Below are 24,755 nucleotides of genomic sequence, written 5' to 3' on the forward strand. Positions count from 1 at the left end.
TTGCCTTTTGCCGCCGGCGACGCGCGGCCGCCACCCCAAATACAACAGCCCGACCGGAATCAACCGGCCGGGCTGTTTTTCATTGCGCGGGAAAAGCGCGAACGAACGACGATCACCCGCTCACCGGCCGCTCCGGCAGGATCTCCACCAGGCGCAGCAGGTATCCGTCGGGATCCTGCACCAGCATCTCGATCTGGCCATGCTCGATCTCGCCCTCCCGATACCAGGACGTGCGCGGCTCGACGAACAGCGGCACGCGCGCGGCGCGGATCCTGTCGAGAATGGGGTCGAGCGCATCGACCTCGATCTGAAAATTGATCCCGCGCCCGAACGGCGGCTCCAGCGGGCCGGTCAGCCAGCCCTCCGCGCTGTACTGCTCGAGCATCAGCTGAGCCCGGCCGATTTCCAGATAGGCGAAGCCGTCTTCCGGACGTTCGAAGCGAATCCGGAATCCCAGCACGTCACGATAGAAGCGCACGCTTCCGGCGAGGTCCGAGCAGATCAGCTCCGGCACCAGCGCAGCCCATTCCATGAATTTCCCCTCCGTACGATCACGCGGCACATTACATGAACGGGCGGGTGGCGTTGCGGCGGTTGCCGCCGTGGCGCACCGGGCAACAATCGAACCGTGCGCGACATACGACAAAACGGGCCCGGCGCACGTGAATGCGCCGGGCCCGTTCTGGAGCGGCTCGCCGTTGCGGCGTTACTTCGCCGGCGCCTTGTACGCGATGCAGTCGACCTCGACCTTGCAGTCGATGACCATGCTCGACTGCACGCACGCGCGTGCCGGCGGATGCTCGCCGAAGTACGACACGAACACCTTGTTGAACGACGCGAAATCGCGTGCGTCGTCGAGCCACACGCCGCAGCGCACGACGTGCTCGAGGCCGTAGCCCGCTTCCTTCAGGATCGCGATCACGTTCTCGATCGTCTGCTTCGACTGCGTGACGATCCCGCCTTCGACGACCTCGCCGTTCACCATCGGCGTCTGGCCCGACACGTACAGCCAGCCGTCGGCCTCGACCGCGCGTGCGAACGGCATCACCTGACCGCCCGTCCCCTTCGCTTCGCCTACGCCATATCGCTTCATCGTTTCACTCCTTGTTTGTCGACCGCTTCGACGCTTCAGCGCCGGCGCCGGTCCCATGCAACGCACGGTTGCGGATGCGCGCGCCGACGATGGCGCGCGCGGCAGATCGGAACGACAACCGCGTTCAGAACGCGGCGTCGGCACTCGCCGGCACACGCTCGCCGCGTGCGACGAAGCCGCCGGCGCGCTCGCCGGTCGGCTGGCCGTTTTCGTAGGTCAGCACGCCGTTCACCCACACGGCGTCGATTCCGTGCGCGGGCTGCTGCGGCTTCTCGAACGTCGCGGCGTCGATCACGCGCGCCGGGTCGAACAGCACGAGATCGGCGTGGTAGCCCACATGCACCTCGCCGCGCCGCGCGATGCCGTAGCGGCGCGCGGACAGCGACGTCATCTTGCGGATCGCCTCCTCGAGCGGCAGCAGGTTCGTGTCGCGCACGTAATGGCCGAGCACGCGCGGGAACGCGCCCCACAGCCGCGGGTGCGGCAGCGGATCGTTCGGCAGGCCGTCGGAGCCCACCATCGTCGCCGGGTGCGACAGGATCCGGCGCACGTCGTCCTCGGACATGTTGTGGTACACGGCGCCCGCCGGGCGGATGCGCTGCGCGGCTTCCTGCTCGGTCACGCCCCAGTCGGCCGCGATCGCCTTCAGCAGCTTGCCCGCCACTTCCGGGTGCGGCTCCGACCAGGTGATCGTGATGTCGATGTCGCCCGTCACCTGCTTCAGGTCGAGCGTCGACGAGCTGCGGCTGTACGGATAGCAGTCGCAGCCGACCGGCTGGTAGCGGCGCGCGCCTTCGAGCGACGCGAGCACTTCGGTGCTGCGCCCCCAGTTCGACGGGCCCGCGCACTTCAGGTGCGAGATCACGACCGGCACGCGCGCATGGCGGCCGACCTGGTACGCCTCTTCCATCGCATCGAGGATCGCGTCGAATTCGGTGCGCATGTGCGTCGTGTACAACGCGCCGGCGTTCGCGAGCGGCTCGGCGAGCGCCATCACCTCTTCGGTCGGCGCCGCGAACGCGGAGCCGTACGCGAGGCCCGACGACAGGCCGAGCGCGCCGTTCGCGAGCGCCTCCTCGAGCTGCGCGCGCATCCCGGCGATCTCGCCGTCGGTCGCCGCGCGGTCGAGGCGGTCCATCTGGTTGTTGCGCAGCGCCGTGTGGCCGACGAGCGCCGCGACGTTCACGGCCGGACGCGCGTCGTTCACGGCCGCGACGTAGTCGGCGAAGGTCGGGTACTGGAACGCGCCGCGCTCGCCGAGCAGGTTCATCGGATCGGGCGGATCGCCCGCGAGCGTCACCGGCGACGCGCTGATCCCGCAGTTGCCGACGATCACGGTCGTCACGCCCTGCGAGATCTTCGGCACCATCTGCGGCGCGCGGATCACGTGCGTGTCGTCGTGCGTGTGCACGTCGACGAAGCCCGGCGCGAGCGCGCGGCCGTTCGCATCGACGACGGTTTCGGCGAGCCAGTTCGACAGGTTGCCGATCGCCGCGATCACGCCGTTGCGGATCGCGACGTCGCGCGTGACGGGCGGCGCGCCGGTACCGTCGTAAAGCTGCGCGCCGACGATCAGCGTATCGGCGGCTTCGGGATGCGAATGCATGGTCAGTCTCCTACCGGTTGACGGTCTCCGCCGCCGCGGTGCGCATCGAGCGCGTGCTTGATGCGACGCAGCGATTCCCGGCCCGCATCGCCGAGCCGCAACGCGACTCCGGTGACGAGCACGTCGATCGCCATCATCATCGCGTAGCGCGATGTCGACGGCTTGTAAATGAAATCGGTTTCGAACGCGACGACCGGGATCAGGTGGTCGGCCAGCTTCGCGAGCGGCGAGGCCGGCGCGGTGATCGCGATCAGCTTCGCGCCGTAGCGCTTCGCGAGCCGGCAGCTCTCGAGCAGCTCGGGCACGCGCCCGCTCACCGACAGCGCGACGACGACGGTGTCGCGCGACAGCGTCGCGGCCACCATCCGCTGCAGCAGGCTGTCCTGGTAGCTCGCGACCGGCCGGCCGAAGCGCACGAGCCGGAAACGCAGCTCGTCGGCGAGCGCGGTCGAGCCGCCGCCCTGCCCGTACACATAGGTCATCTTCGCGCCGGCGAGCAGGTCGGCGGCTTCCTCGAACGACGTATTGCGCAGCAACTGGTGGTTGTGCGCGAGCGCCACGCGGATCTCGTCGTAGACCATCGACGCGGGGCTCGTATCGTCGGCCGGCGCGTCGTCGGACGGCACGAGAAAGCGCTGGCCGACGGCCGCCGCCTGCGCGACCAGCACCTTCAGTTCGCGCACGTCGCGGCAGCCGACGGCCTTCGCGAAACGCGTGACCGTCGCGACGCTGACCTCCGCATCGCGCGCGAGCGCGCCGATGCTCGCATGTGCGGCGCGTGCCAGATCGGCGAGGATGAACGCGGCGACCTTGCGCTCGGCTTCGCGCAACTCGGGTGCGCATTCGGCGATCCGCGCGACGATGTCGAGGACCGGCGGGGCGGCTGATGCCGGATAGGGCTCGGCCGCGTGCGGAGCGGACGGATTGGCGGGCGTATTCATCTGCGGAAAAGGGTGCGAGCTCGATGTTACTAAATAACATCACCGCGCAGATGCTACTTTCTGTACCATCTGCGTGTCAACTTCAGTGCAATGCATAGTGATGATGGAGCGGGATGACATGAAAGTTACAAACTATCAGGAAGCGACGATCGATCCGTTCGGCAAGGGCCTAGGCAATCTGCCGAGCGCGAGCGTGCCGCTCGGCGACGCGGGCCGCCTCGAGTGGAACCTGCTCGCGGAAGACGTCAGCCTGCCGGCCGCCGTGCTTTACGAGGATCGCATCGAACACAACCTGAACTGGATGCAGGCATTCGTCCAGAAGTACGGTGTCAAGTTTGCGCCGCACGGCAAGACGACGATGGCGCCGCAACTGTTCCGCCGCCAGCTCGACGCCGGCGCGTGGGGCATCACGCTCGCGACCGCGCACCAGACGCAGGCCGCGTATCACGGCGGCGTGCGGCGCGTGCTGCTCGCGAACCAGCTGGTCGGCCGCCAGAACATGACGATCATCGCGGGGCTGCTGTCCGATCCCGACTTCGAATTCTTCTGCCTCGTCGATTCCGCGGAGAGCGTCGACCAGCTCGGCCGCTTCTTCGGCGCACTGAAGAAGCCGCTGAACGTGCTGCTCGAGCTCGGCGTGCCGGGCGGCCGCGCGGGCGTGCGCGATGCCGCGCAGCGCGAGGCCGTGCTCGCCGCGATCGCACGCTATCCGGACACGCTGAAGCTGGCCGGCATCGAACTCTACGAAGGCGTGCTGAAGGAGGAAGGCGAGATCCGCACGTTCCTGCAGGAAGCGGTCGCGCTCACGCGCGAACTGGCCGAGGCAGGCCGCTTCGCGCGTACGCCGGCGATCCTGTCCGGCGCCGGTTCGGCGTGGTACGACGTGGTCGCGGAAGAATTCGCGAAGGCGTCCGACGCGGGCTTCGCCGAAGTCGTGCTGCGTCCGGGCTGCTACCTGACGCACGATGTCGGCATCTACAAGAAGGCGCAGACCGACGTGTTCGCGCGCAACCCGATCGCACGCACGATGGGCGAAGGGCTGCTGCCCGCGCTGCAGTTGTGGGCCTACGTACAGTCGGTGCCCGAGGCCGACCGTGCGATCGTCGCGCTCGGCAAGCGCGACGCGGCGTTCGACGCGGGGCTGCCGGAGCCGGCACGCCACTTCCGCCCGGGCCGCGACACCGCCCCGCGCGACGTCGTCGCCGCCGAAGGCTGGGCCGTCACCGGGATGATGGATCAGCACGCGTACCTGCAGATCCCGCCGGGCGCGGACGTGAAGGTCGGCGACATGGTCGCGTTCGACATCTCGCACCCGTGCCTGACGTTCGACAAGTGGCGCCAGGTGCTCGTGCTCGATCCGCAGTTCCGCGTGACGGAAGTCGTCGAAACCTTCTTCTGACGCAGGTCGCGCGCACCGCCCCGCCGCTCGCGCGGGGCGGCCGTCACGCGCGCTTCAAGCGGCCGGAGTACACTGCGCTTTCGTCCTCGGGGCCCCGGGCGGGCATGGCATTCGTCATCCGCGGCGGGCCCTCAACGCAGCTCCACTGGAGAAAGCCATGGCCGCGAAGAAGATCCTGTTCCTGACCGGCGATTTCGCCGAAGACTACGAAACGATGGTGCCGTTCCAGGCGCTGCAGGCCGTCGGCCACCACGTCGATGCAGTGTGCCCGGGCAAACGCGCGGGCGACAAGATCAAGACCGCGATCCACGATTTCGAAGGCGACCAGACCTACACCGAGAAGCCCGGCCACCAGTTCACGCTGAACGCGGCATTCGACGACGTCGACGCCTCGCGCTACGACGCGCTCGCGATCGCGGGCGGCCGTGCCCCCGAATACCTGCGACTCGATCCGAAGGTGATCTCGCTCGTGCGCGAGTTCGCCGAAGCCGGCAAGCCGATCGCCGCGATCTGCCACGCGGCGCAACTGCTCGCGGCCGCCGACGTGATCCGCGGCAAGCGCATCTCGGCCTACCCGGCCTGCGCGCCCGAGGTGAAGCTCGCGGGCGGCGAATACGCGGACATCCCGGTCGACGCGGCCGTGACCGACGCGCCGTTCGTCACCGCGCCCGCGTGGCCCGCGCATCCGGCCTGGCTCGCGCAGTTCCTCGCGCTGCTGGGCACGCGCATCGAGCTTTGAACCCGCAGGGAATCGAGATGAGATGAAGTGCCGGGGCGGCGCGGCGTATTCACGCCGACCGACGCCGCCCTGCCCCGTGCTTCAACGCGCGGCCGGCGTCGAGCCGACGTCCGCGATCCGCGACTCCAGCATCGCCAGCGCGCCCGACAGCGCATTCAGCACGTCGTCCGGCAATTGCGCCATCGTCTGTTCGAGAAACGCCTTGCGGCGCGGCAGGCATGCGTCGAACGCGGCGCGGCCGGCGTCCGTCAGCGTCACGTTGGTCACGCGATTGTCGCGTGCGTCGGACTCGCGCTCGATCCAGCCGAGCGCGTCGAGCGATTTCAACTGGCGCGTGAGCGCGCCCGGATCGATGCGCAGCACTTCGACGAGCTTCTTCTGCGACGAATGCCCGCCCATCGTGTGCAACGCGACCATGATGCGCCAGCGCGGCATCGGTTGCCCGACGTGCGTCTCGAATGCGGTCATGAACGCGCGATACGTCCGTCCGAATTGCTGCAAGATCGCGACGCGGTCCTGTTCTTCCATGCGCTCAGTTCTACTCGTTCAATCGTTCAATCGGCCGCGACATGCGGTTCGATCTTGCGCCGCAGCGCGATCGGCGGCACGCGGCGGCACTGCCACACCGACACCACGGCGACGACGGCCGCCATCGCGACACCCACGTGAATCGCGCCGACGAGCGATTCGCGGGCCGCTTCCAGCAGCAGCGCGCCATTATGCCCGGCACGGGTCAGCTCCGCGACAAGGCCGCCCTGCGCGGCGCGATCGATCAGGATCTGCGGATCGGCGAGCTGCGCGTGCCACTGCATCGCGTGATCGGCCGACAGCGCATCGCGCACGCCGGCCGAGTACATCTGGTTGACGAGCGTGCCGGTCAGCGCGGTGCCGATCATCCCGCCGACCATCCGCAGCGACTGCAGCAGCGCCGTGGCGATGCCGAGGTGTTCGCGGCCGGCCGTCTGCTGCGCGAATACGGTGAGGTTCGGCAGCACGAAGCCGAGCCCGATGCCGCCCGCGACCATCAGCGCCATCAGCAGCCATTTCGGCGTCGTGTGGGTCGACACGACGACGCCCGCGCAGGTGATCGCGAACAGCACGAAACCGACATGCAGCATCGCATTCGGATTGCGGATGCGCGTGACGACACGGCCGTTCATGATGCTGCCGATCGTGATGAACACGACGAGCGGCGTGATCACGAGCCCCGCCTCCTTCGGCGACATCCCGAAGCCGCCCTGGAACAGCAGCGGCGCGTAGAACAGCAGCGAGAACATCGAGAAGCCGGCGAGGATCGCCAGCACGAAAAGCGCCGACAGCGCGCGGTTGCCGAACATGTCGAACGGCAAGATCGGCTGCGCGCAGCGCTTCTCCCAGTGCCACAGGCCGAAACCGGCCGCGACCGCGACGACGAGCAGCAGCGACGCCCAGCTCGCGACGCCGTACTTCGGCAGCCATTCGACGAACAGCTGCAGCGCGCCGAGCGACAGCGCGATCAGCAGCGCGCCCGGCCAGTCGAGCCGCATCTTGCGATCGTGCTCGACGTGGCGCAGGTGCGGCAGGTAACGCCACACGAACAGCAGCGACAGCAGGCCGATCGGCAGGTTCACGTAGAACACCGAGCGCCAGCCGAACGACTGGGTCAGCACGCCGCCGAGCGACGGGCCGACCGCGTTCGCGATGCCGAACGCGGAGCTCATCAGCACCTGCCAGCGCAACCGCACGACGGAATCGGGGAACAGGTCGGGAATGCACGCGAACGCGGTGCCGACCAGCATTCCGCCGCCGATCCCCTGCAGCCCGCGCGCGAGCACGAGCATCAGCATGTCGTTCGCCATCCCGCACAGCACGGACGCGCCGGTGAACACGACGATCGACACGATGAAGAACGGCTTGCGCCCGTAATAGTCGCCGAGCCGGCCGAAGATCGGCACCGTGATCACGGAACTGAGCAGGTACGAGGTCGCGACCCACGCGTACAGGTCGAACCCCCGAAGCTCGGCGACGATGGTCGGCAACGCGGTGCCGACGACGGTCTGGTCGAGCGCGACAAGCATGGTGACGAACGAGATCCCGATCATCGCCAGCAGCGATTCGCGGAACGGCAGGACTTGCCCGCTCGAATGGTGGGCGGCTGTATGGACGGCCATTTTTTGTTGGCGCAACTTTTGACGAGTCAAACAATCTCAAAATTCTAGCATGCGGGAGTAATCTAGGCTGGCGACGGTCAAACCGGCCCAGACCGCCAAGGAGAAAGATGGAACCGATTTCAATTCCCCCCGCCACCATGCTGTCGCAGGACGATCGGGACGCGCTGTGGCGCGCGAAGCAGGTGCTGGAAAGCCCGTCGCTGACGATGAAGCTGACGGGCATGCTGGGCGCACCGGTCGAGAAAATGATCGCCCGGCTGCCGGATTTCGCGACCGGCAAGATCAACGACGCGACGCAGCTCGCGCTGCGCAAGTGCCTGAACATCGCGCTGCGCACGCTCGGCAAGCCGCCCGCGCCGGACGCCGAACCCGACAAGCCGAGCAACCTGCTGCACAAGCTCGCGGTCGCGACGACCGGCGCGGCGGGCGGTGCGTTCGGCTTTCTCGCGCTGCCGGTCGAGCTGCCGGTGACGACGACGCTGATCTTCCGCTCCGTATGCGACATCGCGCGCAGCGAGGGTGAAGACCTGGGCTCGGTCGATACGCAGCTGCAATGCCTGGCCGTGCTCGGCATGGGCGGCAACCCGGACAAGCAGGAAGAGGACGCCGATCTCGGTTATTTCGTGCTGCGCGGCGCGCTCGCGCAGGCAATCTCGAAGGCATCGTCCGACATCACGACGAAGGGCATCGCCGCGCACAGCTCGGCGGCCGTGTTCAAGCTCGTACAGACGGTGGCGTCGCGTTTCTCGGTGCAGGTGACCGAGCAGATGGCCGCGAAGTCGATTCCGGCGATCGGCGCCGTGCTCGGCGCGACCGTCAATACGCTGTTCATCGACCACTTCCAGCAGATGGCGCACGGCCACTTCACCGTCCGCCGGCTCGAGCGCAAGTACGGCTCGGCGGCCGTCAAGGCCGCCTATCAGGCAATCGACGTCTCGCCGGCGCGCTGAACCGCGCGCTCGACCGCGACGCGGCGCAGGAACGCGGCCGCGCGGTCGAGCGCGTCGCGTGCTTCCGGCACCATCGGCGCGTACAGCTGCCACACGTGCGGCATGTCCGGCCATACCTCGATCTCCACCGCCACCCCGGCGGCCTTCGCCTTCTCGGCGACGCGGCGCGAATCGTCGAGCAGCACCTCGGTGCTGCCGACCTGGATATACAGCGGCGGCAGGCCCGCGAAATCCGCATAGAGCGGCGACGCGTACGGATTCGTCCCCGGCTCGTCGCCGAGGTACAGCTTCGCGGCCTTCGGCAGCGCCGCGCCCGCGAACATCGGATCGGCGCCGTCGTTCGTGCGCAGCGTGGCGCCGGTGGCGGCCAGGTCGGTCCATGGCGAGAACAGGATCGCGCCGGCCGGCAGCGGCTCGCCGCGATCGCGCAGCGCGACAAGCGTCGCGAGCGCGAGGCCGCCGCCCGCCGAATCGCCGCCGAGCACGATCGACTCGGGCGGCGTGCCGAGCGCCAGCAGCTGCCGGTACGCGGCCAGCGCGTCGTCGAGCGCAGCCGGGAAACGGTTTTCGGGCGCAAGCCGGTAGTCGAGCGAGAACGAGCGCACGCCCGCGCGCTTCGTCAGGCCGAACACCAGCGGCCGGTGGGTCTTCGTCGAACAGAAGTAATAGCCGCCGCCATGGAAGTACAGCAGCGTGCGGCCCGGCCCGCGCCCCGCGCCCGCGTCGGTGCGCTCGAGCCATTCGCCGCGCAGCGGCGCGTCGCCCGCGCCGTAGCACCGGCGCAACCGGTAACCCGACGGCACGCGGCGCGGCACCATCATCCGCAGGTCGGTAAAGCGCCGTGCGCGGGCGGGATCGAGCACCTCGCGCGTGGTCTCGGGACGGAACTGCCAGCGCAGCAGCCAGCAGGCGAACTTGCTTTGCCAACTCATCGGACGCACTCCGTATTCGCAGTGTGACGACGGTACGTGCGATCGTTCCCGCGCCGCTCGACGGGTGCCGCCATATCAAACGCCGGCGCTCAGTTCGCCGGCATCACCTGGCCGCGGATCTCGCCGGCCGGGTGCTCCTTCGTATGGACGTTGAAATACCACTTGCCGCCCATCAGGTCGGTGACCTGCGCGTCGGTGAGTGCCTTCGAGCCCTTGATCGGGCTCGCCAGCTCGTCCTTTGGAATCGGCACCTGCACGCCCGCGTTCTGGCCGACCGGCGCGGGCCCGTGGAAATGCGCGGCGGTGGCCGGGCCGGTGAGGTGTTCGTAACGGACCGTCCACTGCAGCATGTGCGTTGCCGTGTCGTAGGTGGCCTCGACGTCGCCCGAGCCCTTGGTCGCCGTCGGCGGCACCTCGCTCGACGGCTGGAGATTGGCGGACAGGCGCACCGTTTCGGCGGCGGCGGTGCCGGCGGCCAGCACACCCGCGAGTAACGCGACCTGGAGCAAACGCAGCTTGAGCATGGACTCTCCTTGTACGACGTTGTACGCCGACCGAACGGCGGCGCCACACATGATGGTAGTCGATCGCCGCCGATCCGGGAGCCCGTCGAACGGCCATGCCGCAAAACGCCGCAGCGCGCTCGGCAGGCCAGTCTGCCTCAGGCTGGAATGGACCTTTGCAGCCTGACGGCTGAATCCGCGTGCGGCCTTTCGCTACACTTCATCTCACAGTTGCTTGTTTCCTTCGTCCGAAGGAGTCTGCGAGTATTCACGCGGCCACCCGGCCGCGTTTTTTTTGCCCGCCGCCAGATTCGGGTCCTGCCGCATCGAGCATGACGAAGCGATCACGCCGCCCTGCGTCACGCCCGATAGCCGGGATCGATGCGATCGACGATACGCTGCAGCGCGTCGAACGCATCCTGCCCCGCGCCATGCTTCGGATCGAAATTCAGCGAATCGCGCACGCACCCTTCGAGCACGGGCGGCGCGATCGGCAGTGCGTCGCCGATCGCATGCGTGGCGACCTGCACCTCGCACGCGCGATTGAGCAGCCACATCAGCGAGAACGTCTGCGCGAGCGTCGCGCCGATCGTCACGGGCCCATGGTTGCGCAGCAGCAGCACGGGCCGCCCGCCCGCGCTCTCGACGATGCGCCGTCCCTCTTCGAGATGCACGGTGATGCCCTCGAAGTCGTGATACGCGATCTTCCCGTACAGCTGCGCCGAATAGAAATTCGAGAACGACAGCCCGTCGCGCGAACAGCACACGGCCATCGTCGGCGTCGTGTGCACGTGCATCACGCAGTGCGCATCGGGCAGCGCCGCATGGATCGCACTGTGGAACGTGAAGCCGGCGGGATTGATCGGCCAGTCGGAATGACCGATCACGTTGCCGTCGATGTCGATCTTCACGAGGTTCGACGCGCACACCTCGCGGTAATGGAGCCCGAACGGGTTGATCAGGAAATGCCCGTCCTCGCCCGGCACGCGCAGCGAGATATGGTTGTAGATCAGCTCGGTCCAGCCGAGATGGTCGAAGATGCGGTAAGCCGCCGCGAGCTGCACGCGCGCCTGCCATTCGGCTTCGGAGAAACGGGCGGGACGCGTGAACGGCTGGTTCGGGACACGTTGCATGGAGGAACTCCGGTTGCGGATGTGCGCGGCCCGCGTGGCGCGGGCCGCCCGGCGGCGCCGTACTGCGCGCCACACTCGTTGCGCGCACAACCATATCACCTTTGCCCGCGCACCGGAAACGCGGGTTTAGCCGGAGCGCTTCCGGCCCCTAAAGCTGGTCGTCGACCGGCAGCAGCATGAAGACGCCGGTCATCAGGTTGCGCAGCAGCCCCGCGTGCGGATCGACGTGATAGACGGCCGGCTTGCCGTCGTCCGTGCCCGTCCATTCGAGTGCGGGCGGGCCGCCGCCTGCCGGCGTCACGAGGCTCACGCGGTAGCTTTCGTCCGGCTGCGTCGCGCGCGCGAAGATCTGCGCGACCTGCTCGGCGAGCGCCGGGCTATGGATCACCAGCGCCAGTTCGGTGTTCAGGTGCGCGGAACGCGGATCGAGGTTCATCGAGCCGATCACGAGGATCTTCCGGTCGATCACGTACGCCTTCGCGTGCAGGCTCGCGCGCGAACGCGACCCGAACAGGCGCGGACGCTGGCGACCCGGCTGCGCCTTGAACTCGTACAACTCGACGCCGTGCTGCAGCAGCGGCACGCGGTACGGCCCGTAGCCGGCCTGCACGGCGACCGCGTCGGTCGCCGCGAGCGAATTGGTCAGGATCGCGACACGCACGCCGCGCGCGGTCGTGTCGCCGAGGATCTTCACGCCCGCGTCGTGCGGCACGAAATACGGCGAGAACGCGAGGAATTCCCGCTGCGCACCGCGCGTGAGTTCGACGAGGCGCTGCATCGGCGGGCTCACGTACGCGTCGGTCGGCTGCGCGACCTTGTCGGGCGCGTCGGCCGTGAACTCGGCCGGCGCCCACACGAGCCCGAGCTCGTCGCGCGCGATCTGCCGCGAGAGCGGCGTCGCGTTCAGCGGCTTCGCGTTGTACGGATCGGCATTCTTGCGCCAGTGGTCGCGCAGCTCGTCGCGCATCGCGTCGAGATCCTTCGTATCGAACGACTGATGATTCAGCACGCGCAGCGGATAGCTGCTCGCGCTCGACCAGTAGGTGTCGAAGCTCGCCGAGATGTCGTTCGTCACGGGGCCCGCGGCGAGCACGTCGAGATCGCGGAACTGCAGCGTCGGGCTCGCGCTGAAGTATTCGTCGCCGAGGTTGCGGCCGCCGACGATCGCGATCTGGTTGTCCGCGATCATCGCCTTGTTGTGCATCCGGCGCGTGAAGCTGTCGATGCGCGTGAAGAAGTTGGCCGTGCGCTCGACCATCCCCTGCGATGCGCCGAACGGGTTGAACACGCGGATCTCGACGTTCGGGTGCGTGTTCAGCGCGGCCATCACGCGATCGATGTCGCGGAAATTCAGGTCGTCGACCAGCATCCGCACGCGCACGCCGCGATCGGCCGCGTAGAGCGCCGCGGCGAGCAGCAGCTTGCCGGTCGTGTCCTCGGTCGCGATGTAGTACTGCATGTCGAGCGTCTTCGTCGCGGCGCGCGCGAGCGCGATGCGCATCTGCAACGCCTGCGCGCCGTCGGCCAGCAGCCGGAAACCCGACTGGCCCGGATGCGCGGCCTCGGGCGCGGCCAGCGCATCGCGCAACGGCGTCGCGGTATCGGGCGGCAACGCATGGGAGACCGGGCGATCGAGCGTGGTGGCGGGCGGATGCGTCGCGCACGCGGCGACGAGCGACAGGAGTACGCCGGCGGCCAGCGCGCGGGCCGGGCGGCATGCGGCGCGCCACGACAGCGCGGCCGGTGCGCGCCGGATCAGGGACGTGAACACGGAGACTTCCTCGACTGGCGGAACAAAGGGCCCGCATGCGCCGCGGCGCGCGGCTGGCGCGCGGTTCCGGCCGATTCTAGTAGGCGCCCGATGAACCGGTCAATCGCGCGGGCGGCACCGACTGCCTCGAACCGCAGGCGTGCGCGCGCGTGCCGGGCATCGACGCCCGCCGCACCGGAAGTGCCCGCCGGGCGGGCCTCGCACCGAAGTAGTCCGACCAATCTCAGGCCTCGTCGCCGCTGCGCTCGAAATGGCTGCGCACGTAGTCGATATGGGTCTGCATCGCGGTGCGCGCCTCTTCGGGCCGCTGCGCGCAGATCGCGTCGCACACGACGCGATGCTGCAGCAGCAGGAGTTCGGATGCGTGCTCGTCGTGCGTCGTCATGCCCGCCACGTTGATCGAGATGTGCTCGCGCAGCATCCCGATCACGCTCGTATGCAGGTGCAGGAACATCGTGTTGTGCGACGCGAGCGCGATCGCCTCGTGCAGCTTCGCGTCGGTCGCGGCTTCGACGGCCGCCGCGCCGTTCGCGTGCGCGGTTTCGAGCTCGCGCAGCAGCGCACGGATCCGGCGCCGGTCGTGCGCATCGGCGCGCAGCGCGGCGAAATACGCGGTCGCGCCTTCGAGCACGCGGCGGAATTCGAGGATGTCGTCGCGCAGCGCGGGGTGATCGGCGACCAGTTGCCCCCACGGCGACGCGATGCCGGCGCGCAACTGGTCCGTCACGTAGACGCCCGCGCCGCGCCGGCTCTGCAGCAGCCCGCGCGCGACGAGCCGCTGGGTCGCCTCGCGCACCGTATTGCGCGCAACCCCGTACTGCTGCGCGAGCACGCGCTCGGCCGGCAGGCGTGCACCGGCCGGCCACGTGCCGTCGAGCAGTGCCGTCTCGATCTTGCGCATCACCCCTTCGGTCCGGCCCCGTGCCGTCATCGCTGCCATCGTCGCGTCTCCCCGCTCAATGCGTGCCGCGCCGATTGGCCCAACCAATTTGAGCCGCAGCGCCGTCGCGGGAATTATGCAGCGAAATCGTCGTCCCGCATCCGCATGCCGGGCCGTCGCCACTGGAGCGAGACATGAACGAAAGGCAATACCCCGCCGCCGCCCCCGCGCACGTCTATCTGTTCGCGACCTGCCTGGTCGACCTGTTCGTCCCCGAAGCCGGGCTCGACGCGGTCCGCCTGCTGGAACGCGAAGGCCTGACCGTCCACTATCCGCGCGGCCAGAGCTGCTGCGGGCAGCCGGCCTACAGCAGCGGCAATCCCGACGAAGCGCGCCGCGTCGCGGCCGCGCAGCTCGACCTGTTCGCGCAAGCGTGGCCCGTGATCGTGCCCTCCGGCTCGTGCGCGGGGATGATCCGCCACCATTGGCCGGCGCTGTTCGCCGACGATCCCGTGTACGGCCCGCAAGCCCGCGCGATCGCGGAGCGGACCTATGAACTCGCCGAATTCCTCGTCCACGTGCTCGACGTGCGGCTCGACGCGGCAACGGCCGGCGCCGGGCCCGACGAACGCGTCGTGCTGCATACGTCGTGCGCGGCGCGGCGCGAGATGGGCACGCGCGGGCACGGCGTCGCGCTCGTCGACGCACTGCCGGGCGTGACACGGATCGAACACGAACGCGAATCCGAATGCTGCGGCTTCGGCGGCACGTTCTCGCTGAAGCATCCCGACATCTCCGGCGCGATGGTGCGCGACAAGGTCGCGTCGGCCTGCGCGACGGGCTGCGACCGGCTCGTGTCCGCCGACTGCGGCTGCCTGCTGAACATCGGCCACGCGGCGGCCAAGGCCGGCGCGCCGCTGCCGGTCGAACACCTCGCCAGCTTCCTGTGGCGGCGCACCGCGAACGCCCCGTCGCTGCGCGGAGACCAGCGATGAGCGCGCGCGACTCGATCCTCGCGCGGCTGCGCGCCGCCGCGCCGGGCGTCGCCGCAACGTCGGGCCGCACACTCGACGCACGCATCGACACGCATTACGACACGCGCCGCTCGCAGGCCGGGACCGCGCACGATCCGCACACGCTCGCCCGCACGATGCAGGCCGCGCTCGCCGCGTCGCACGCGGACGTCTGGTGCGCGACCGGCGACGCATGGCCCGCGCAGCTCGCCGCGCGGCTCGCCGAAGCCGGCGTGCGCCGGCTGCTGCTCGACCCGGCCCGCGCCGAATCCGCGGCGCTCGTCCGCGCGCTGCCCGACACGATCGCGCCCGTGCCGTTCGACCGGCCGATCGACGCGTGGAAGGCCGACCTGTTCGACACGATCGACGCGGGCTTCACCGTCGCGCGTTCGGGCATCGCGGCCACCGGCACCGTCGTGCTCGCCCCCGATGCCGGCACGCCGCGAACGGTGTCGCTGGTGCCGCCGCTGCATGTCGCGCTCGTCCATGCGAGCACGCTGCATTCCGACCTGCACGCGGCCGTGCATGCAGAGCACTGGCACGCCGGCATGCCGACCAACCTCGTGCTGGTGTCGGGCCCGTCGAAGACGTCCGACATCCAGCAGACGCTCGCCTATGGCGCACACGGCCCGCGCCGCCTGTGGGTCGTGATCGTCACCGATTCCGCCGCCCGGCCGGCTGCAACCGCCCGCGAGGACCTCCCGCAATGAGCGACCACACGCTGCAATTCGTCGCCCCCGGCGACTTCAAGGCCCGCGCGCGCGCCGCGCTCGACGATCCCGCATTGCGCCGGAGCTTTCGCGGCGCGATGGACTTCCTGCAGGGCAAGCGCGCGACGCAGTTCCCCGACGACGCCGAGCTGCAGCAGCTGCGCGATCTCGGCGAAGCGGTGCGGCAACACGCGCTCGCGCAACTGCCCGCGCTGCTCGAACGGCTGGAGACGAAGCTCACCGAAGCCGGCGTGCACGTGCACTGGGCCGAGACGGCCGCCGACGCGAACGCGATCGTGCTCGGCATCGCGCAGGCGAAGAAGGCGCGCCGCGTGATCAAGGGCAAGTCGATGGCGAGCGAGGAAATCGAGCTGAACCATTACCTCGCGGAGCACGGCGTCGACTGCATCGAATCCGACATGGGCGAGTTCATCGTGCAGCTCGCGGGCGAGAAGCCGTCGCATATCGTGATGCCGGCGATCCACAAGACGCGCGGCGACATCGCCGAACTGTTCGAGGCGCACATCCCCGGCACGCGTTACACGGAAGACGTCGACGAACTGATCCAGACCGGCCGGCGCGCCCTGCGGCGCGCGTTCGCCGATGCGGACATCGGCCTGTCCGGCGTGAACTTCGCGGCGGCCGACACCGGCACGCTGTGGCTCGTCGAGAACGAAGGCAACGGCCGCCTGTCGACGACGGTGCCCGACACGCACGTCGCGATCATGGGGATCGAGAAGGTCGTCGAGAAACTCGAGCACATCGTGCCGCTGTCGAGCCTGCTCACGCGCTCGGCCACCGGCCAGGCGATCACGACCTACTTCAACCTGATCTCGGGCCCGCGCCGCGACGGCGAACGCGACGGCCCGCGCGAGCTGCATCTCGTGCTGCTCGACAACGGCCGCACACAAGCCTATGCGGACGAACAGCTGCGCGCGACGCTGCAGTGCATCCGCTGCGGCGCGTGCATGAACCACTGCCCCGTCTACACGCGCATCGGCGGCCACGCGTACGGCACGACCTATCCGGGCCCGATCGGCAAGATCATCTCGCCGCACCTGCTCGGCCTCGACGCGACGGCCGACCTGCCGACCGCGTCGACGCTGTGCGGCGCATGCGGCGAGGTGTGCCCGGTGCGGATCCCGATCCCGCAACTGCTCGTGCGGCTGCGTACCGAGGCGAACCGCAAGCCCGACGAACCCGTCGCGCATCCGCTGCGCGGCCAGGGCGCGAACTACACCCGCGCGGAAGACCTCGTGTGGCGCTTCTGGTCGGGCGCGTTCGCGCATCCGCGCGCGTACCGCGCGTTCCGCTGGACCGCGACGCGCCTGCGTGCGCTGACACCCGCGAAACAGATGGGCTGGACGCAGCACCGCACGCCCCTCGAACCGGCACCGCGCAGCCTGTCCGACCTGCTGCGCGCACGCGGCCAGCCCGAGTAGCCCCCGCTTTACCCACCCATACCCATAGATAGACACAGATGGAGGAGACACCCATGCAGGTTTGGCACCAGATCTATACGCCGCTCGGCAGCCTCGGGCTGTCGGCGTTCGTCGCCGCAATCCCGATCATTTTCTTTTTCGCCGCGCTGGCCGCGCTGCGGCTCAAGGGGCACGTCGCCGCGGCGATCACGCTGCTGCTGTCGCTCGGCGTCGCGATCCTCGCATACGGGATGCCCGTGCCGCAGGCGCTCGCGGCGGCCGGTTTCGGCTTCGCATACGGCCTGTGGCCGATCGCGTGGATCATCGTCGCGGCCGTGTTCCTGTACAAGATCGTCGTGAAGACCGGCCAGTTCGACATCATCCGCGCGTCCGTGCTGTCGATCACCGACGACCAGCGCCTGCAGATGCTGCTGATCGGCTTCTCGTTCGGCGCGTTCCTCGAAGGCGCGGCCGGCTTCGGCGCACCCGTCGCGATCACGGCCGCGCTGCTTGTCGGGCTCGGCTTCAAGCCGCTGCACGCGGCTGGACTGTGTCTGATTGCAAACACCGCGCCGGTCGCGTTCGGTGCGATGGGGATCCCGATCATCGTCGCCGGACAGGTGACGGGCATCGACCCGTTCCATATCGGCGCGATGGCCGGCCGCCAGTTGCCGCTGCTGTCGCTCGCGGTGCCGTTCTGGCTCGTGTTCATGATGGACGGGCTGCGCGGCGTGCGGCAGACCTGGCCGGCCGCGCTCGTCGCGGGCGGCAGCTTCGCGGTGACGCAATACTTCACGTCGAACCACATCGGGCCCGAGCTGCCGGACATCACGTCGTCGCTCGTCAGCCTCGTCGCGCTCGCCGCGTTCCTGAAGGTCTGGCAGCCGCGCACCGCGAAGCAGGCGGCCGGCAGCGTCGTTGCGTCGGGCGGCGGCGCCGCGCTCGCGGGCTTCGGCGGCGCAGGTTCGCGCAACGGCTTCAGCGCGGGCACCAGCCGGCAGGCATCGCCGTACACGCTCGCGCAGACCGTGCGCGCATGGTCGCCGTTCCTGATCCTGACGGCCGTCGTCACCGTGTGGAGCATCGCGCCGTTCAAGGCGCTGTTCGCCGCCCACGGCGCGCTCGCGTCGACCGTGCTGAAATTCCACGTGGCGGGGCTCGACCAGCTCGTCGTGAAGACCGCACCGATCGCCGCGACGCCGAAGGCGCTCGACGCCGTGCTGAAGATCGATCTCGTGTCGGCGGTAGGCAGCGCGATCCTCGTGACCGCGCTGATCTCGATGGTGCTGCTGCGGATGAAGCCGCGCGACGCGCTCGTCACGTTCGGCGAGACGCTGAAGGAACTGACCCGCCCGATCCTGTCGATCGGCCTCGTGCTCGCATTCGCGTTCGTCGCGAACTATTCGGGGATGTCGTCGACGCTCGCGCTGATGCTGGCCGCGACCGGCGCCGCGTTCCCGTTCTTCTCGCCGTTCCTCGGCTGGCTCGGGGTGTTCCTGACGGGCTCGGACACGTCGTCGAATGCGCTGTTCTGCTCGCTGCAGCAGGCCACGGCCCATCAGCTCGGCGTACCCGAGACGCTCGCGGTGGCCGCGAACACGACGGGCGGCGTGACCGCGAAGATGATCTCGCCGCAGTCGATCGCGGTGGCCTGCGCGGCAACGGGCCTCGTCGGCAAGGAGTCGGAGCTGTTCCGCTTCACCGTGCGCCACAGCCTGCTGTTCGCGGTGATCGTCGGGGTGATCACGCTCGTGCAGGCGTACGTGTTGCCGGGGATGGTGCCGTAAGCAAGCGGCCGGCCGTTTTCCGGTCCCCCGAAAAACAAAAACCCCACGCCGCGAAGCGTGGGGTTTCGTTCATCCAGGGCGCCGGACGGAGCCGGCGCATCGGGCGGCGATCAGCTGCCCTTCGCGATGCGATCCTGGATGTGCTGCGCCCGGCTCGACGACGACGGGTGCGAGCTCATCATCGAGCTCTTGCCGCCATCGAGCTGCGCGAGCTTCTGGAATGCGGTGACGAGGCCCTTCTGGCTCATGTTCTTCTGCTTCATCAGGTCGAACGAGTAATCGTCGGCCGCGCTTTCCTGCGTCTGCGAGAACTGCGCGTTGATGAACTTCTCGGTGATGTCGCCGAGCTGCGAGCTCGTCAGCGCCGCCACGCCCGGCGATGCCGCGCCGGCCGCGGTGCGCGCCGCGCTGACCGCGTAGGCCGTCTGCATCGCCTTCTTCGAGTGACCCAGCGCAACGTGGCCCATTTCATGGCCGATCACGCCGCGCAGCTCGTCGTCGTTCATCATGTCCATCAGGCCGCTGTACACGCGCACGCAGCCGTTGCCCATCGCCCACGCGTTGACGTCCTTGGTCATGTAGACCTTGTAGTTGATCTTCTGGCCGTTCAGCGTCATGTCGCCGAAGCCCTTCATCACTTTCGTCAGACGCTTCGAGTACGCGCTGTTCGCCGGCGCGACCTTCGATTCCGCATCGCTCGACTTGCACGAATCGTTCGACAGCGCGGCGATGTCGGCATCCGACAACGTCGCTGCCTTGTACAGGCTCGTCCCCGCCGACGTCAGGCTGTTCGCGTCAAGGCTCTGTACCCCGCCGCACGCGCTCAACAGAAACGCCACGCCACACGCTGCCACCGCTTTCTTGAGTTGCATCCCGGATCCCTCGATAGTTTTATTTGGGAGCGGCGATTTTGCATAATCCGGCAGAAAATTACCAGATGTTTACATCGGATGACACGTTCATTACTCAGCGAACTGGAATGAAGCGGTGCGCCGGCGCGGGATTGACGACAAAAAACGGGGCAATCGCCGCGACCGGGCGACGATCGGCATCGAAATCGGGTGTGCTCAGGCCGTCTGATCGTGGCGTCGCGCCAGCCGCCGCGCGACCAGCATCGGCAGCCGCACCACGAAGCCGGTGAAAAGGCGCAGGTGCATCCACGCGAGCAGCGCGTTGTCGCGGCCGTAGTGGAAGTGCGAGACGCCGCCCTCGTGACGGCCGAAATAGCGCACCGGCGCGTCGATGCGGATCGGACGCACGCCGGCCCAGCACAGCCGCACGGCCGCCTCGGGATCGAAGTCGAAGCCGCGCATCCACGGCTGGCGGCGCATGATCGCGGCCAGCGGCGCGACCGGATACACGCGAAACCCGTACAGCGAATCGCCGATTCCCGCCCACAGCGTCTCGAGGTCGGCCCATGCGTTCGACAGCCGGCGGCCCTGCACGCGCAACTGCGGCGCGCTCGCATCGAACTTCGGCACGCCCAGCACCATTGCGTCGGGTGCGGCCTGCGACGCGGCCATGAACTCCGGAATCAGGTCGGCCGGATGCTGGCCGTCGGAATCCATCGTCAACACATGCGTGAAGCCGCTCGCGGCTGCCGCGTCGAGCCCGGCGAGCACCGCCGCGCCCTTGCCGCGGTTCTCGGGCAGCACGATCACGCGCAACCCCGGGTCGCGTTCGGCCATGGCCTGCAGCCGTTCGGCGCTGCCGTCGGTGCTGCCGTCGACGACGACCCATACCGGATTCCACTGCGCTCGCGCATTGCGCACGGTCGTGTCGACCTTGGTGCCCGGGTTGTAGCTCGGAATCAGGACGAGATGGGTGGACGAGGCGTGCTGCTTGGACATGGAAACGGCCGATTGCGAAGACGGGGATCCTGACAAAAGTGTATGACTTGCCGGCGAACGCCGGCAGGCTTCGTCGACGCCGTCCGAATGCGGAGCCGGTTGCCGGATCGTGAGGCTCTCGCGCTTCATGACAGCCACGCCTCCTCATGACCCGCGCTGGCCTCGATCTCGACCAGCAGGTCGTCGCGACACACGTCTGCATGGACGACGAGCGGCCGCACGCCGGGGCCGGCCGCGTCGCGCAGCACCTGCCCGATCGCGGCCAGCGCCGCGGCATCGCCGGCGTCGCGCACGTAGACGCGATAGCTCAGGTCGGCGAGCGTGAACGGGCCGTGCCCCTGGCGCGCGGCCTGCTCGAGCACGGCCGCGAGGTTCGCGACCGTCTCGCGCGTTTGCGCGACGACGTCGCCGAGATGCACGGTGCGATGCCCGACGATGCTCGCGGTGCCCGACACGAACAGCACCGGCGCGCCATCGTCCGCCGGCCATGCGGCTGCGCGCGCGAACGTCGGTGCCCGCGGGCCGTACTGAGCCGGATAGTGATACGCGCTCACCTGGCGCGGGTTCTCGACCGGATCGGCCGGCGTGCGGCTCGCGAGGAAATGGATCGCGAGCGGCGCGGCGGGCGATGCATCGCCCGCGACCGGCACGATCGAACCGAGCGCGCACGCGGCCGGCACGCCGCCCGTCAGCGCGCGGCGGCACGCGTCGAACGCATGCTGGCGGCCGATATTGAACTGACGATAGCGCTCGATCCCGAACTGCACCGCATTGATCGCCGGCACCGTATTCCAGATGCGCAGCGGATGCGGCATGCCGAGCGAATCGAGCACGTCGAACAGCGCGCGGTACGCATCGTGCGTCGCGCGTTCGAGCGGCGTGCCGCCGTCGCGATGCGCGTCGGGCGTGTCGTGCTCGTGCACGACGATGCTGCCGAACACGAGACCCGCCGTTTCGCTGTAGCGATAGTGCAGCGCGCCGTGTCGTTCGCTGCGCAGGTCGCGCGCATGGCATTGCCAGATTTCGCAGACGGCGTCGTCCGGCGCGATGCCGGCGCCGAGCAGCGCCATCGGCACCGGCGCGACCGGCAGGTCGGGCACGACTTCGGCCAGCATCCGCGCCGCCGCGTCCGCGTGCGAGCCGGTTCGGGATGCGCGCTGCAGCTCGCCCGCGCCGATGCACACCGCGCCCAGTGCGCCGGGCAACACGCGGTCGAATCCGTCGCCACGGCCGCGTGCATCGTGCAGCAACGCGGCGAGCCGGGCATGGCTCATCCGGACGAGCCGCAGCGCGCGGCCCTCGTCGTGCGCGAGCGGCACGCCCGGTCGCGATGCGGCCGGCCCGGCCGCCTGCCCGCGCGCGAACGGCGCAGCAGAGGACGACAGGGAACACGGGCGCCGTTCGGCGTCGACTGGATGCACGGACACTTCGATTTCCTCACTATGCGGCGCTGGCCGCGCAACCTCGCGGCATACGCTGCGTTGCGTCATGCCGCGTTGCATTACGTCACGCCGACGCCGCGCGCCTCGTCATGCGAGCCCGCCGTTGACGGACAGCACCTGCCCCGTCACATAGGCCGCGGCGTCGGACACCAGGTACGCGACCATCGCCGCGACTTCGTCGGGCCGGCCCGCGCGCTGCGCGGGCACGAGCTGCTTGATGCGTTCGGCGGGAAACGCCTGTTCGGCCATCGGCGATTCGATGATGCCGGGCGCGACCGCATTCACGGTGATGCCGCGCGACGCGAGCTCCAGCGACAGCGACTTCGTCGCGCCGATCAGCCCCGCCTTCGCGGCCGCGTAGTTGACCTGCCCGCGATTGCCGGTCACGCCGGCCACCGACGCGATGTTGACGATCCGTCCGCGCCGCGTGCGGATCATCGGCAGCAACAGCGGCTGCGTGACGTTGAAGAAGCCGTTGAGCGTCACATCGATCACGCTGTGCCACTGCCGGCGCGACATGCCGGCCATCGGCGCATCGTCGTGAATGCCCGCGTTGTTGACGAGGATCTGCACCGGCGCATCGTCGGCCAGCGGCGCCAGCGCGGCGAGCGTCGCATCGGCGTCGGTCACGTCGAACGCGATCGCGCGCGCGGTGCCGCCGGCCGCGACGATCTGCTGCGCGACCGCTTCCGCCTGCGCGAGATGGCGGTTCGCATGCACCCACACTTCATGGCCGGCCTGCGCGAGCGCCGTGCAGATCGCCTGCCCGAGTGCGCCGCTGCCGCCCGTCACGAGCGCCCGCATCGAATAGCTCCGTTCATCGCGTTTCACCTCGATCGACGCGGCCGCGTATCGTCTGCCGATCGCGGCCGCGTGCCGTCCTCATCTGCGCGCCGCGCCCGTGCGCGACGCCGTCACTTCGTGCGGTGCGCGGCGACGTACGCAGCCAGTGCACCGAGCGTCGCGAAGATCTTCTGGTTGTCCGGATTGTCCGAACGCAGCTCGAAGCCGAATTTCTTCGAGATCAGCAGCGCGATTTCCAGGATGTCGATGGAGTCGAGCCCGAAACCCTCGCCGTACAGCGGGGTGTCGGCCGTCACTGTTTCGAGCGGGACGTCTTCGAGATTCAGTTCGCCGATGATCAGCGTGGCGAGCTCTTGTTCCAGTGCGTTCATCATGCGTGCGGGCAGGCGGCCCGTGGCAGCGGAAGGCGCCCGGAAACGGCAATCGCCATGCACGCCCGGCGCGTGCGAATCTCCGTCCCTCCGGCGTCTGCCGGCTTCCCCGCCTGCGTTTTTTGGGGATCGTTTGTAAAAGTTACGCGGATTCTAGACGAACGGGTATCGGGCCGTATACCGCCAATGGTTACAGACTGGCGGGCCGGCGCGGCGCCCCGTTGCGGGACCCGAATGCACCAGATGCTTGAGCCGCTTTGGATGGAAATGGACCGACCCCGCGAAACCGTTCGTCCGGCGCCATACAATCGGTTACAAAACCCGTTCGCGCCCGCTCCGAACACGCGGTGCCGCGGCCCTAAAATGAGCGTGCCCGACCACCGGCCCGGACCCGTCCCGGCCGCCTTTCATCTGATGTTTGACGGCCCGACCCTCGCGTCCGGCCACGATCCGCCCGATGTCGCCAGTCATGCCGCGCCCGTCCTTCCGCTCCGTTCCGGTTCGCCCGTCCTTCCGCCGCCGCCCGGCCGCCGGTGACGAGTACCCGCGCCGTGCGCACGGAGGCCGCCGATGAGCCGGCTGCTGCCTGTCGCACGCGGCATCGCCGCGGTCGGCGCCGTCGCGGCATACCAGGCCGGCGCGCACTACGCGGCCGCGACGCCCGGCGCGCACGGCCTCGGCCTCGCGATGGCGCTCGTGCCGCCGCTGCTGCTCGCGCTGGGCGCGGCGCTGCGCTCGCCGCACCGCATCGGGTTCGTGTCCGCATGGCTGCTTGCCGCCGCCGCGCTGTGGGCCGCGCGCGTGCCGCTCGCGCGGCACTTCGAATGGGGCCTGTACCTGGAACACGCGAGTTTCAACCTCGCGATGGCGCTGCTGTTCGGCCGTACGCTCGCGGCCGGCAAGGTGCCGCTGTGCACGCATTTCGCGACGATGATCCACGGCGCGATCACGCCGGCCGTCGCGCACTACACGCGGCAGATCACGCTCGCGTGGACGCTGTTCTTCGTCGCGATCGCCGCCGTGTCGACGCTGCTGTTCGCGACCGCGCCGATCGTCACGTGGTCGACGTTCGCGAACTACCTGTCGCTGCCGCTCGTCGCCGTGATGTTCGCGGCCGAGCATGCGTGCCGACGCTTCGCCCTGCCGCACGAACCGCGGCCGCGCATGGTCGACGCGGTGCGCGCGTATCGCGCGACGACACACGCGTCGCAGGCATCACGATGAATTCACGGCCGGCGCGGCGCCGCAACGCGGCCGCGC

General features: G+C 69.1%; 24 protein-coding genes. 8 read left to right on the forward strand and 16 right to left on the reverse strand.

What is annotated here, in order from left to right:
- Positions 1-112: 112 nt before the first annotated feature.
- The 4 genes from APZ15_RS01550 to APZ15_RS01565 all read right to left on the reverse strand — a co-directional run bounded on the left by APZ15_RS01550 (position 113) and on the right by APZ15_RS01565 (position 3,640).
- Entirely contained in the window at positions 113-532 is a 420-nt protein-coding gene (locus APZ15_RS01550) for a bleomycin resistance protein (protein WP_027789145.1), read from the reverse strand.
- Positions 533-706: 174 nt separating this feature from the next.
- Positions 707-1,093 (reverse strand): RidA family protein, encoded by a 387-nt coding sequence (locus APZ15_RS01555; protein ID WP_006751946.1) that lies wholly within the window; start codon positions 1,091-1,093, stop codon positions 707-709.
- 124 nt (positions 1,094-1,217) lie between these two features.
- On the reverse strand, positions 1,218-2,699 hold the full coding sequence (locus APZ15_RS01560; RefSeq protein ID WP_027789144.1) for an N-acyl-D-amino-acid deacylase family protein: 1,482 nt from the start codon (positions 2,697-2,699) through the stop codon (positions 1,218-1,220).
- Between the two features lie 2 nt (positions 2,700-2,701).
- On the reverse strand, positions 2,702-3,640 hold the full coding sequence (locus APZ15_RS01565) for a MurR/RpiR family transcriptional regulator (RefSeq protein ID WP_027789143.1): 939 nt from the start codon (positions 3,638-3,640) through the stop codon (positions 2,702-2,704).
- 118 nt (positions 3,641-3,758) lie between these two features.
- Here APZ15_RS01565 and APZ15_RS01570 point away from each other — a divergent pair, with 118 nt between their 5' ends.
- Together APZ15_RS01570 and APZ15_RS01575 are read left to right on the forward strand one after the other, a co-directional pair.
- The gene (locus APZ15_RS01570) at positions 3,759-5,039 is read left to right on the forward strand and encodes an amino acid deaminase (protein WP_027789142.1); all 1,281 of its coding nucleotides are present in this window, start codon (positions 3,759-3,761) and stop codon (positions 5,037-5,039) included.
- Between the two features lie 157 nt (positions 5,040-5,196).
- On the forward strand, positions 5,197-5,778 hold the full coding sequence (locus APZ15_RS01575; RefSeq protein ID WP_021161332.1) for a DJ-1/PfpI family protein: 582 nt from the start codon (positions 5,197-5,199) through the stop codon (positions 5,776-5,778).
- 81 nt (positions 5,779-5,859) lie between these two features.
- Here APZ15_RS01575 and APZ15_RS01580 read toward each other — a convergent pair whose 3' ends face one another.
- Positions 5,860-6,306 carry a MarR family winged helix-turn-helix transcriptional regulator gene (locus tag APZ15_RS01580; protein WP_021161333.1) on the reverse strand — a complete coding sequence of 149 codons (447 nt, stop codon included), beginning with the start codon at positions 6,304-6,306 and terminating at the stop codon, positions 5,860-5,862.
- A 26-nt stretch (positions 6,307-6,332) separates the two neighbouring features.
- Positions 6,333-7,928, reverse strand: coding sequence for an MDR family MFS transporter (locus APZ15_RS01585; protein WP_027789141.1), 1,596 nt, complete (start codon positions 7,926-7,928; stop codon positions 6,333-6,335).
- 107 nt (positions 7,929-8,035) lie between these two features.
- On the opposite strand from APZ15_RS01585, the gene APZ15_RS01590 reads away from it, so the two are divergent.
- On the forward strand, positions 8,036-8,878 hold the full coding sequence (locus APZ15_RS01590) for an EcsC family protein (protein WP_027789140.1): 843 nt from the start codon (positions 8,036-8,038) through the stop codon (positions 8,876-8,878).
- On the opposite strand, the gene APZ15_RS01595 is transcribed toward APZ15_RS01590, so the two are convergent.
- The 5 genes from APZ15_RS01595 to APZ15_RS01615 all read right to left on the reverse strand — a co-directional run bounded on the left by APZ15_RS01595 (position 8,848) and on the right by APZ15_RS01615 (position 14,157).
- Positions 8,848-9,810: an alpha/beta hydrolase gene (locus APZ15_RS01595; RefSeq protein WP_027789139.1), complete on the reverse strand. Its 963-nt coding sequence runs from the start codon at positions 9,808-9,810 to the stop codon at positions 8,848-8,850. The two genes, APZ15_RS01590 and APZ15_RS01595, sit on opposite strands and share 31 nt — an antisense overlap.
- 89 nt (positions 9,811-9,899) lie before the next feature.
- The gene (locus APZ15_RS01600) at positions 9,900-10,334 is read right to left on the reverse strand and encodes a CHRD domain-containing protein (protein WP_021161337.1); all 435 of its coding nucleotides are present in this window, start codon (positions 10,332-10,334) and stop codon (positions 9,900-9,902) included.
- Positions 10,335-10,672: 338 nt separating this feature from the next.
- Positions 10,673-11,446: a class II aldolase/adducin family protein gene (locus APZ15_RS01605; protein WP_006497398.1), complete on the reverse strand. Its 774-nt coding sequence runs from the start codon at positions 11,444-11,446 to the stop codon at positions 10,673-10,675.
- Between the two features lie 148 nt (positions 11,447-11,594).
- Positions 11,595-13,217 carry a phospholipase D family protein gene (locus APZ15_RS01610; RefSeq protein WP_027789138.1) on the reverse strand — a complete coding sequence of 541 codons (1,623 nt, stop codon included), beginning with the start codon at positions 13,215-13,217 and terminating at the stop codon, positions 11,595-11,597.
- A 223-nt stretch (positions 13,218-13,440) separates the two neighbouring features.
- The gene (locus APZ15_RS01615) at positions 13,441-14,157 is read right to left on the reverse strand and encodes a FadR/GntR family transcriptional regulator (protein ID WP_027789137.1); all 717 of its coding nucleotides are present in this window, start codon (positions 14,155-14,157) and stop codon (positions 13,441-13,443) included.
- Between the two features lie 134 nt (positions 14,158-14,291).
- Here APZ15_RS01615 and APZ15_RS01620 point away from each other — a divergent pair, with 134 nt between their 5' ends.
- From APZ15_RS01620 to APZ15_RS01635, 4 genes are read left to right on the forward strand one after another with little or no spacing between them, the layout of a single operon-like run.
- Positions 14,292-15,092 carry a (Fe-S)-binding protein gene (locus APZ15_RS01620; protein ID WP_027789136.1) on the forward strand — a complete coding sequence of 267 codons (801 nt, stop codon included), beginning with the start codon at positions 14,292-14,294 and terminating at the stop codon, positions 15,090-15,092.
- A complete protein-coding gene (locus tag APZ15_RS01625; RefSeq protein WP_027789135.1) occupies positions 15,089-15,820 on the forward strand; it encodes a LutC/YkgG family protein in 732 nt (243 codons plus the stop codon). The genes APZ15_RS01620 and APZ15_RS01625 overlap by 4 nt, the downstream gene beginning before the upstream one ends.
- Complete coding sequence (locus APZ15_RS01630; RefSeq protein WP_027789134.1) at positions 15,817-17,262, forward strand: LutB/LldF family L-lactate oxidation iron-sulfur protein; 1,446 nt, start codon at positions 15,817-15,819, stop codon at positions 17,260-17,262. The genes APZ15_RS01625 and APZ15_RS01630 overlap by 4 nt, the downstream gene beginning before the upstream one ends.
- 53 nt (positions 17,263-17,315) lie before the next feature.
- A complete protein-coding gene (locus tag APZ15_RS01635) occupies positions 17,316-19,028 on the forward strand; it encodes a lactate permease LctP family transporter (protein ID WP_027789133.1) in 1,713 nt (570 codons plus the stop codon).
- 110 nt (positions 19,029-19,138) lie between these two features.
- On the opposite strand, the gene loiP is transcribed toward APZ15_RS01635, so the two are convergent.
- From loiP to APZ15_RS01660, 5 genes are all read right to left on the reverse strand, one after another.
- Positions 19,139-19,900 (reverse strand): metalloprotease LoiP, encoded by a 762-nt coding sequence (loiP, locus tag APZ15_RS01640; protein WP_027789132.1) that lies wholly within the window; start codon positions 19,898-19,900, stop codon positions 19,139-19,141.
- 195 nt (positions 19,901-20,095) lie between these two features.
- The gene (locus tag APZ15_RS01645; RefSeq protein ID WP_027789131.1) at positions 20,096-20,878 is read right to left on the reverse strand and encodes a glycosyltransferase family 2 protein; all 783 of its coding nucleotides are present in this window, start codon (positions 20,876-20,878) and stop codon (positions 20,096-20,098) included.
- Positions 20,879-21,003: 125 nt separating this feature from the next.
- Positions 21,004-22,305, reverse strand: coding sequence for a chorismate transformation FkbO/Hyg5 family protein (locus APZ15_RS01650; RefSeq protein ID WP_226153293.1), 1,302 nt, complete (start codon positions 22,303-22,305; stop codon positions 21,004-21,006).
- A 102-nt stretch (positions 22,306-22,407) separates the two neighbouring features.
- Positions 22,408-23,124, reverse strand: coding sequence for a 3-oxoacyl-ACP reductase FabG (gene fabG / locus APZ15_RS01655; RefSeq protein ID WP_021160651.1), 717 nt, complete (start codon positions 23,122-23,124; stop codon positions 22,408-22,410).
- A gap of 110 nt (positions 23,125-23,234) precedes the next feature.
- Positions 23,235-23,495, reverse strand: coding sequence for a phosphopantetheine-binding protein (locus tag APZ15_RS01660; protein ID WP_027789129.1), 261 nt, complete (start codon positions 23,493-23,495; stop codon positions 23,235-23,237).
- 570 nt (positions 23,496-24,065) lie between these two features.
- On the opposite strand from APZ15_RS01660, the gene APZ15_RS01665 reads away from it, so the two are divergent.
- Positions 24,066-24,719, forward strand: a complete 654-nt coding sequence (locus APZ15_RS01665; RefSeq protein ID WP_027789128.1) for a COG4648 family protein — start codon at positions 24,066-24,068, stop codon at positions 24,717-24,719.
- Positions 24,720-24,755: the final 36 nt, after the last annotated feature.

This window comes from Burkholderia cepacia ATCC 25416 (assembly GCF_001411495.1).
Classification (GTDB): Bacteria; Pseudomonadota; Gammaproteobacteria; order Burkholderiales; family Burkholderiaceae; genus Burkholderia; species Burkholderia cepacia.

What these genes read in the sequence shown, in the direction of transcription:
- APZ15_RS01550 (WP_027789145.1), bottom strand. Translation starts at nt 532, where the DNA reads ATGGAATGGGCTGCGCTGGTGCCGGAGCTGATCTGCTCGGACCTCGCC.
- APZ15_RS01555 (WP_006751946.1), bottom strand. Translation starts at nt 1,093, where the DNA reads ATGAAGCGATATGGCGTAGGCGAAGCGAAGGGGACGGGCGGTCAGGTG.
- APZ15_RS01560 (WP_027789144.1), bottom strand. Translation starts at nt 2,699, where the DNA reads ATGCATTCGCATCCCGAAGCCGCCGATACGCTGATCGTCGGCGCGCAG.
- APZ15_RS01565 (WP_027789143.1), bottom strand. Translation starts at nt 3,640, where the DNA reads ATGAATACGCCCGCCAATCCGTCCGCTCCGCACGCGGCCGAGCCCTAT.
- APZ15_RS01570 (WP_027789142.1), top strand. Translation starts at nt 3,759, where the DNA reads ATGAAAGTTACAAACTATCAGGAAGCGACGATCGATCCGTTCGGCAAG.
- APZ15_RS01575 (WP_021161332.1), top strand. Translation starts at nt 5,197, where the DNA reads ATGGCCGCGAAGAAGATCCTGTTCCTGACCGGCGATTTCGCCGAAGAC.
- APZ15_RS01580 (WP_021161333.1), bottom strand. Translation starts at nt 6,306, where the DNA reads ATGGAAGAACAGGACCGCGTCGCGATCTTGCAGCAATTCGGACGGACG.
- APZ15_RS01585 (WP_027789141.1), bottom strand. Translation starts at nt 7,928, where the DNA reads ATGGCCGTCCATACAGCCGCCCACCATTCGAGCGGGCAAGTCCTGCCG.
- APZ15_RS01590 (WP_027789140.1), top strand. Translation starts at nt 8,036, where the DNA reads ATGGAACCGATTTCAATTCCCCCCGCCACCATGCTGTCGCAGGACGAT.
- APZ15_RS01595 (WP_027789139.1), bottom strand. Translation starts at nt 9,810, where the DNA reads ATGAGTTGGCAAAGCAAGTTCGCCTGCTGGCTGCTGCGCTGGCAGTTC.
- APZ15_RS01600 (WP_021161337.1), bottom strand. Translation starts at nt 10,334, where the DNA reads ATGCTCAAGCTGCGTTTGCTCCAGGTCGCGTTACTCGCGGGTGTGCTG.
- APZ15_RS01605 (WP_006497398.1), bottom strand. Translation starts at nt 11,446, where the DNA reads ATGCAACGTGTCCCGAACCAGCCGTTCACGCGTCCCGCCCGTTTCTCC.
- APZ15_RS01615 (WP_027789137.1), bottom strand. Translation starts at nt 14,157, where the DNA reads ATGGCAGCGATGACGGCACGGGGCCGGACCGAAGGGGTGATGCGCAAG.
- APZ15_RS01620 (WP_027789136.1), top strand. Translation starts at nt 14,292, where the DNA reads ATGAACGAAAGGCAATACCCCGCCGCCGCCCCCGCGCACGTCTATCTG.
- APZ15_RS01625 (WP_027789135.1), top strand. Translation starts at nt 15,089, where the DNA reads ATGAGCGCGCGCGACTCGATCCTCGCGCGGCTGCGCGCCGCCGCGCCG.
- APZ15_RS01630 (WP_027789134.1), top strand. Translation starts at nt 15,817, where the DNA reads ATGAGCGACCACACGCTGCAATTCGTCGCCCCCGGCGACTTCAAGGCC.
- APZ15_RS01635 (WP_027789133.1), top strand. Translation starts at nt 17,316, where the DNA reads ATGCAGGTTTGGCACCAGATCTATACGCCGCTCGGCAGCCTCGGGCTG.
- loiP (WP_027789132.1), bottom strand. Translation starts at nt 19,900, where the DNA reads ATGCAACTCAAGAAAGCGGTGGCAGCGTGTGGCGTGGCGTTTCTGTTG.
- APZ15_RS01645 (WP_027789131.1), bottom strand. Translation starts at nt 20,878, where the DNA reads ATGTCCAAGCAGCACGCCTCGTCCACCCATCTCGTCCTGATTCCGAGC.
- fabG (WP_021160651.1), bottom strand. Translation starts at nt 23,124, where the DNA reads ATGCGGGCGCTCGTGACGGGCGGCAGCGGCGCACTCGGGCAGGCGATC.
- APZ15_RS01660 (WP_027789129.1), bottom strand. Translation starts at nt 23,495, where the DNA reads ATGAACGCACTGGAACAAGAGCTCGCCACGCTGATCATCGGCGAACTG.
- APZ15_RS01665 (WP_027789128.1), top strand. Translation starts at nt 24,066, where the DNA reads ATGAGCCGGCTGCTGCCTGTCGCACGCGGCATCGCCGCGGTCGGCGCC.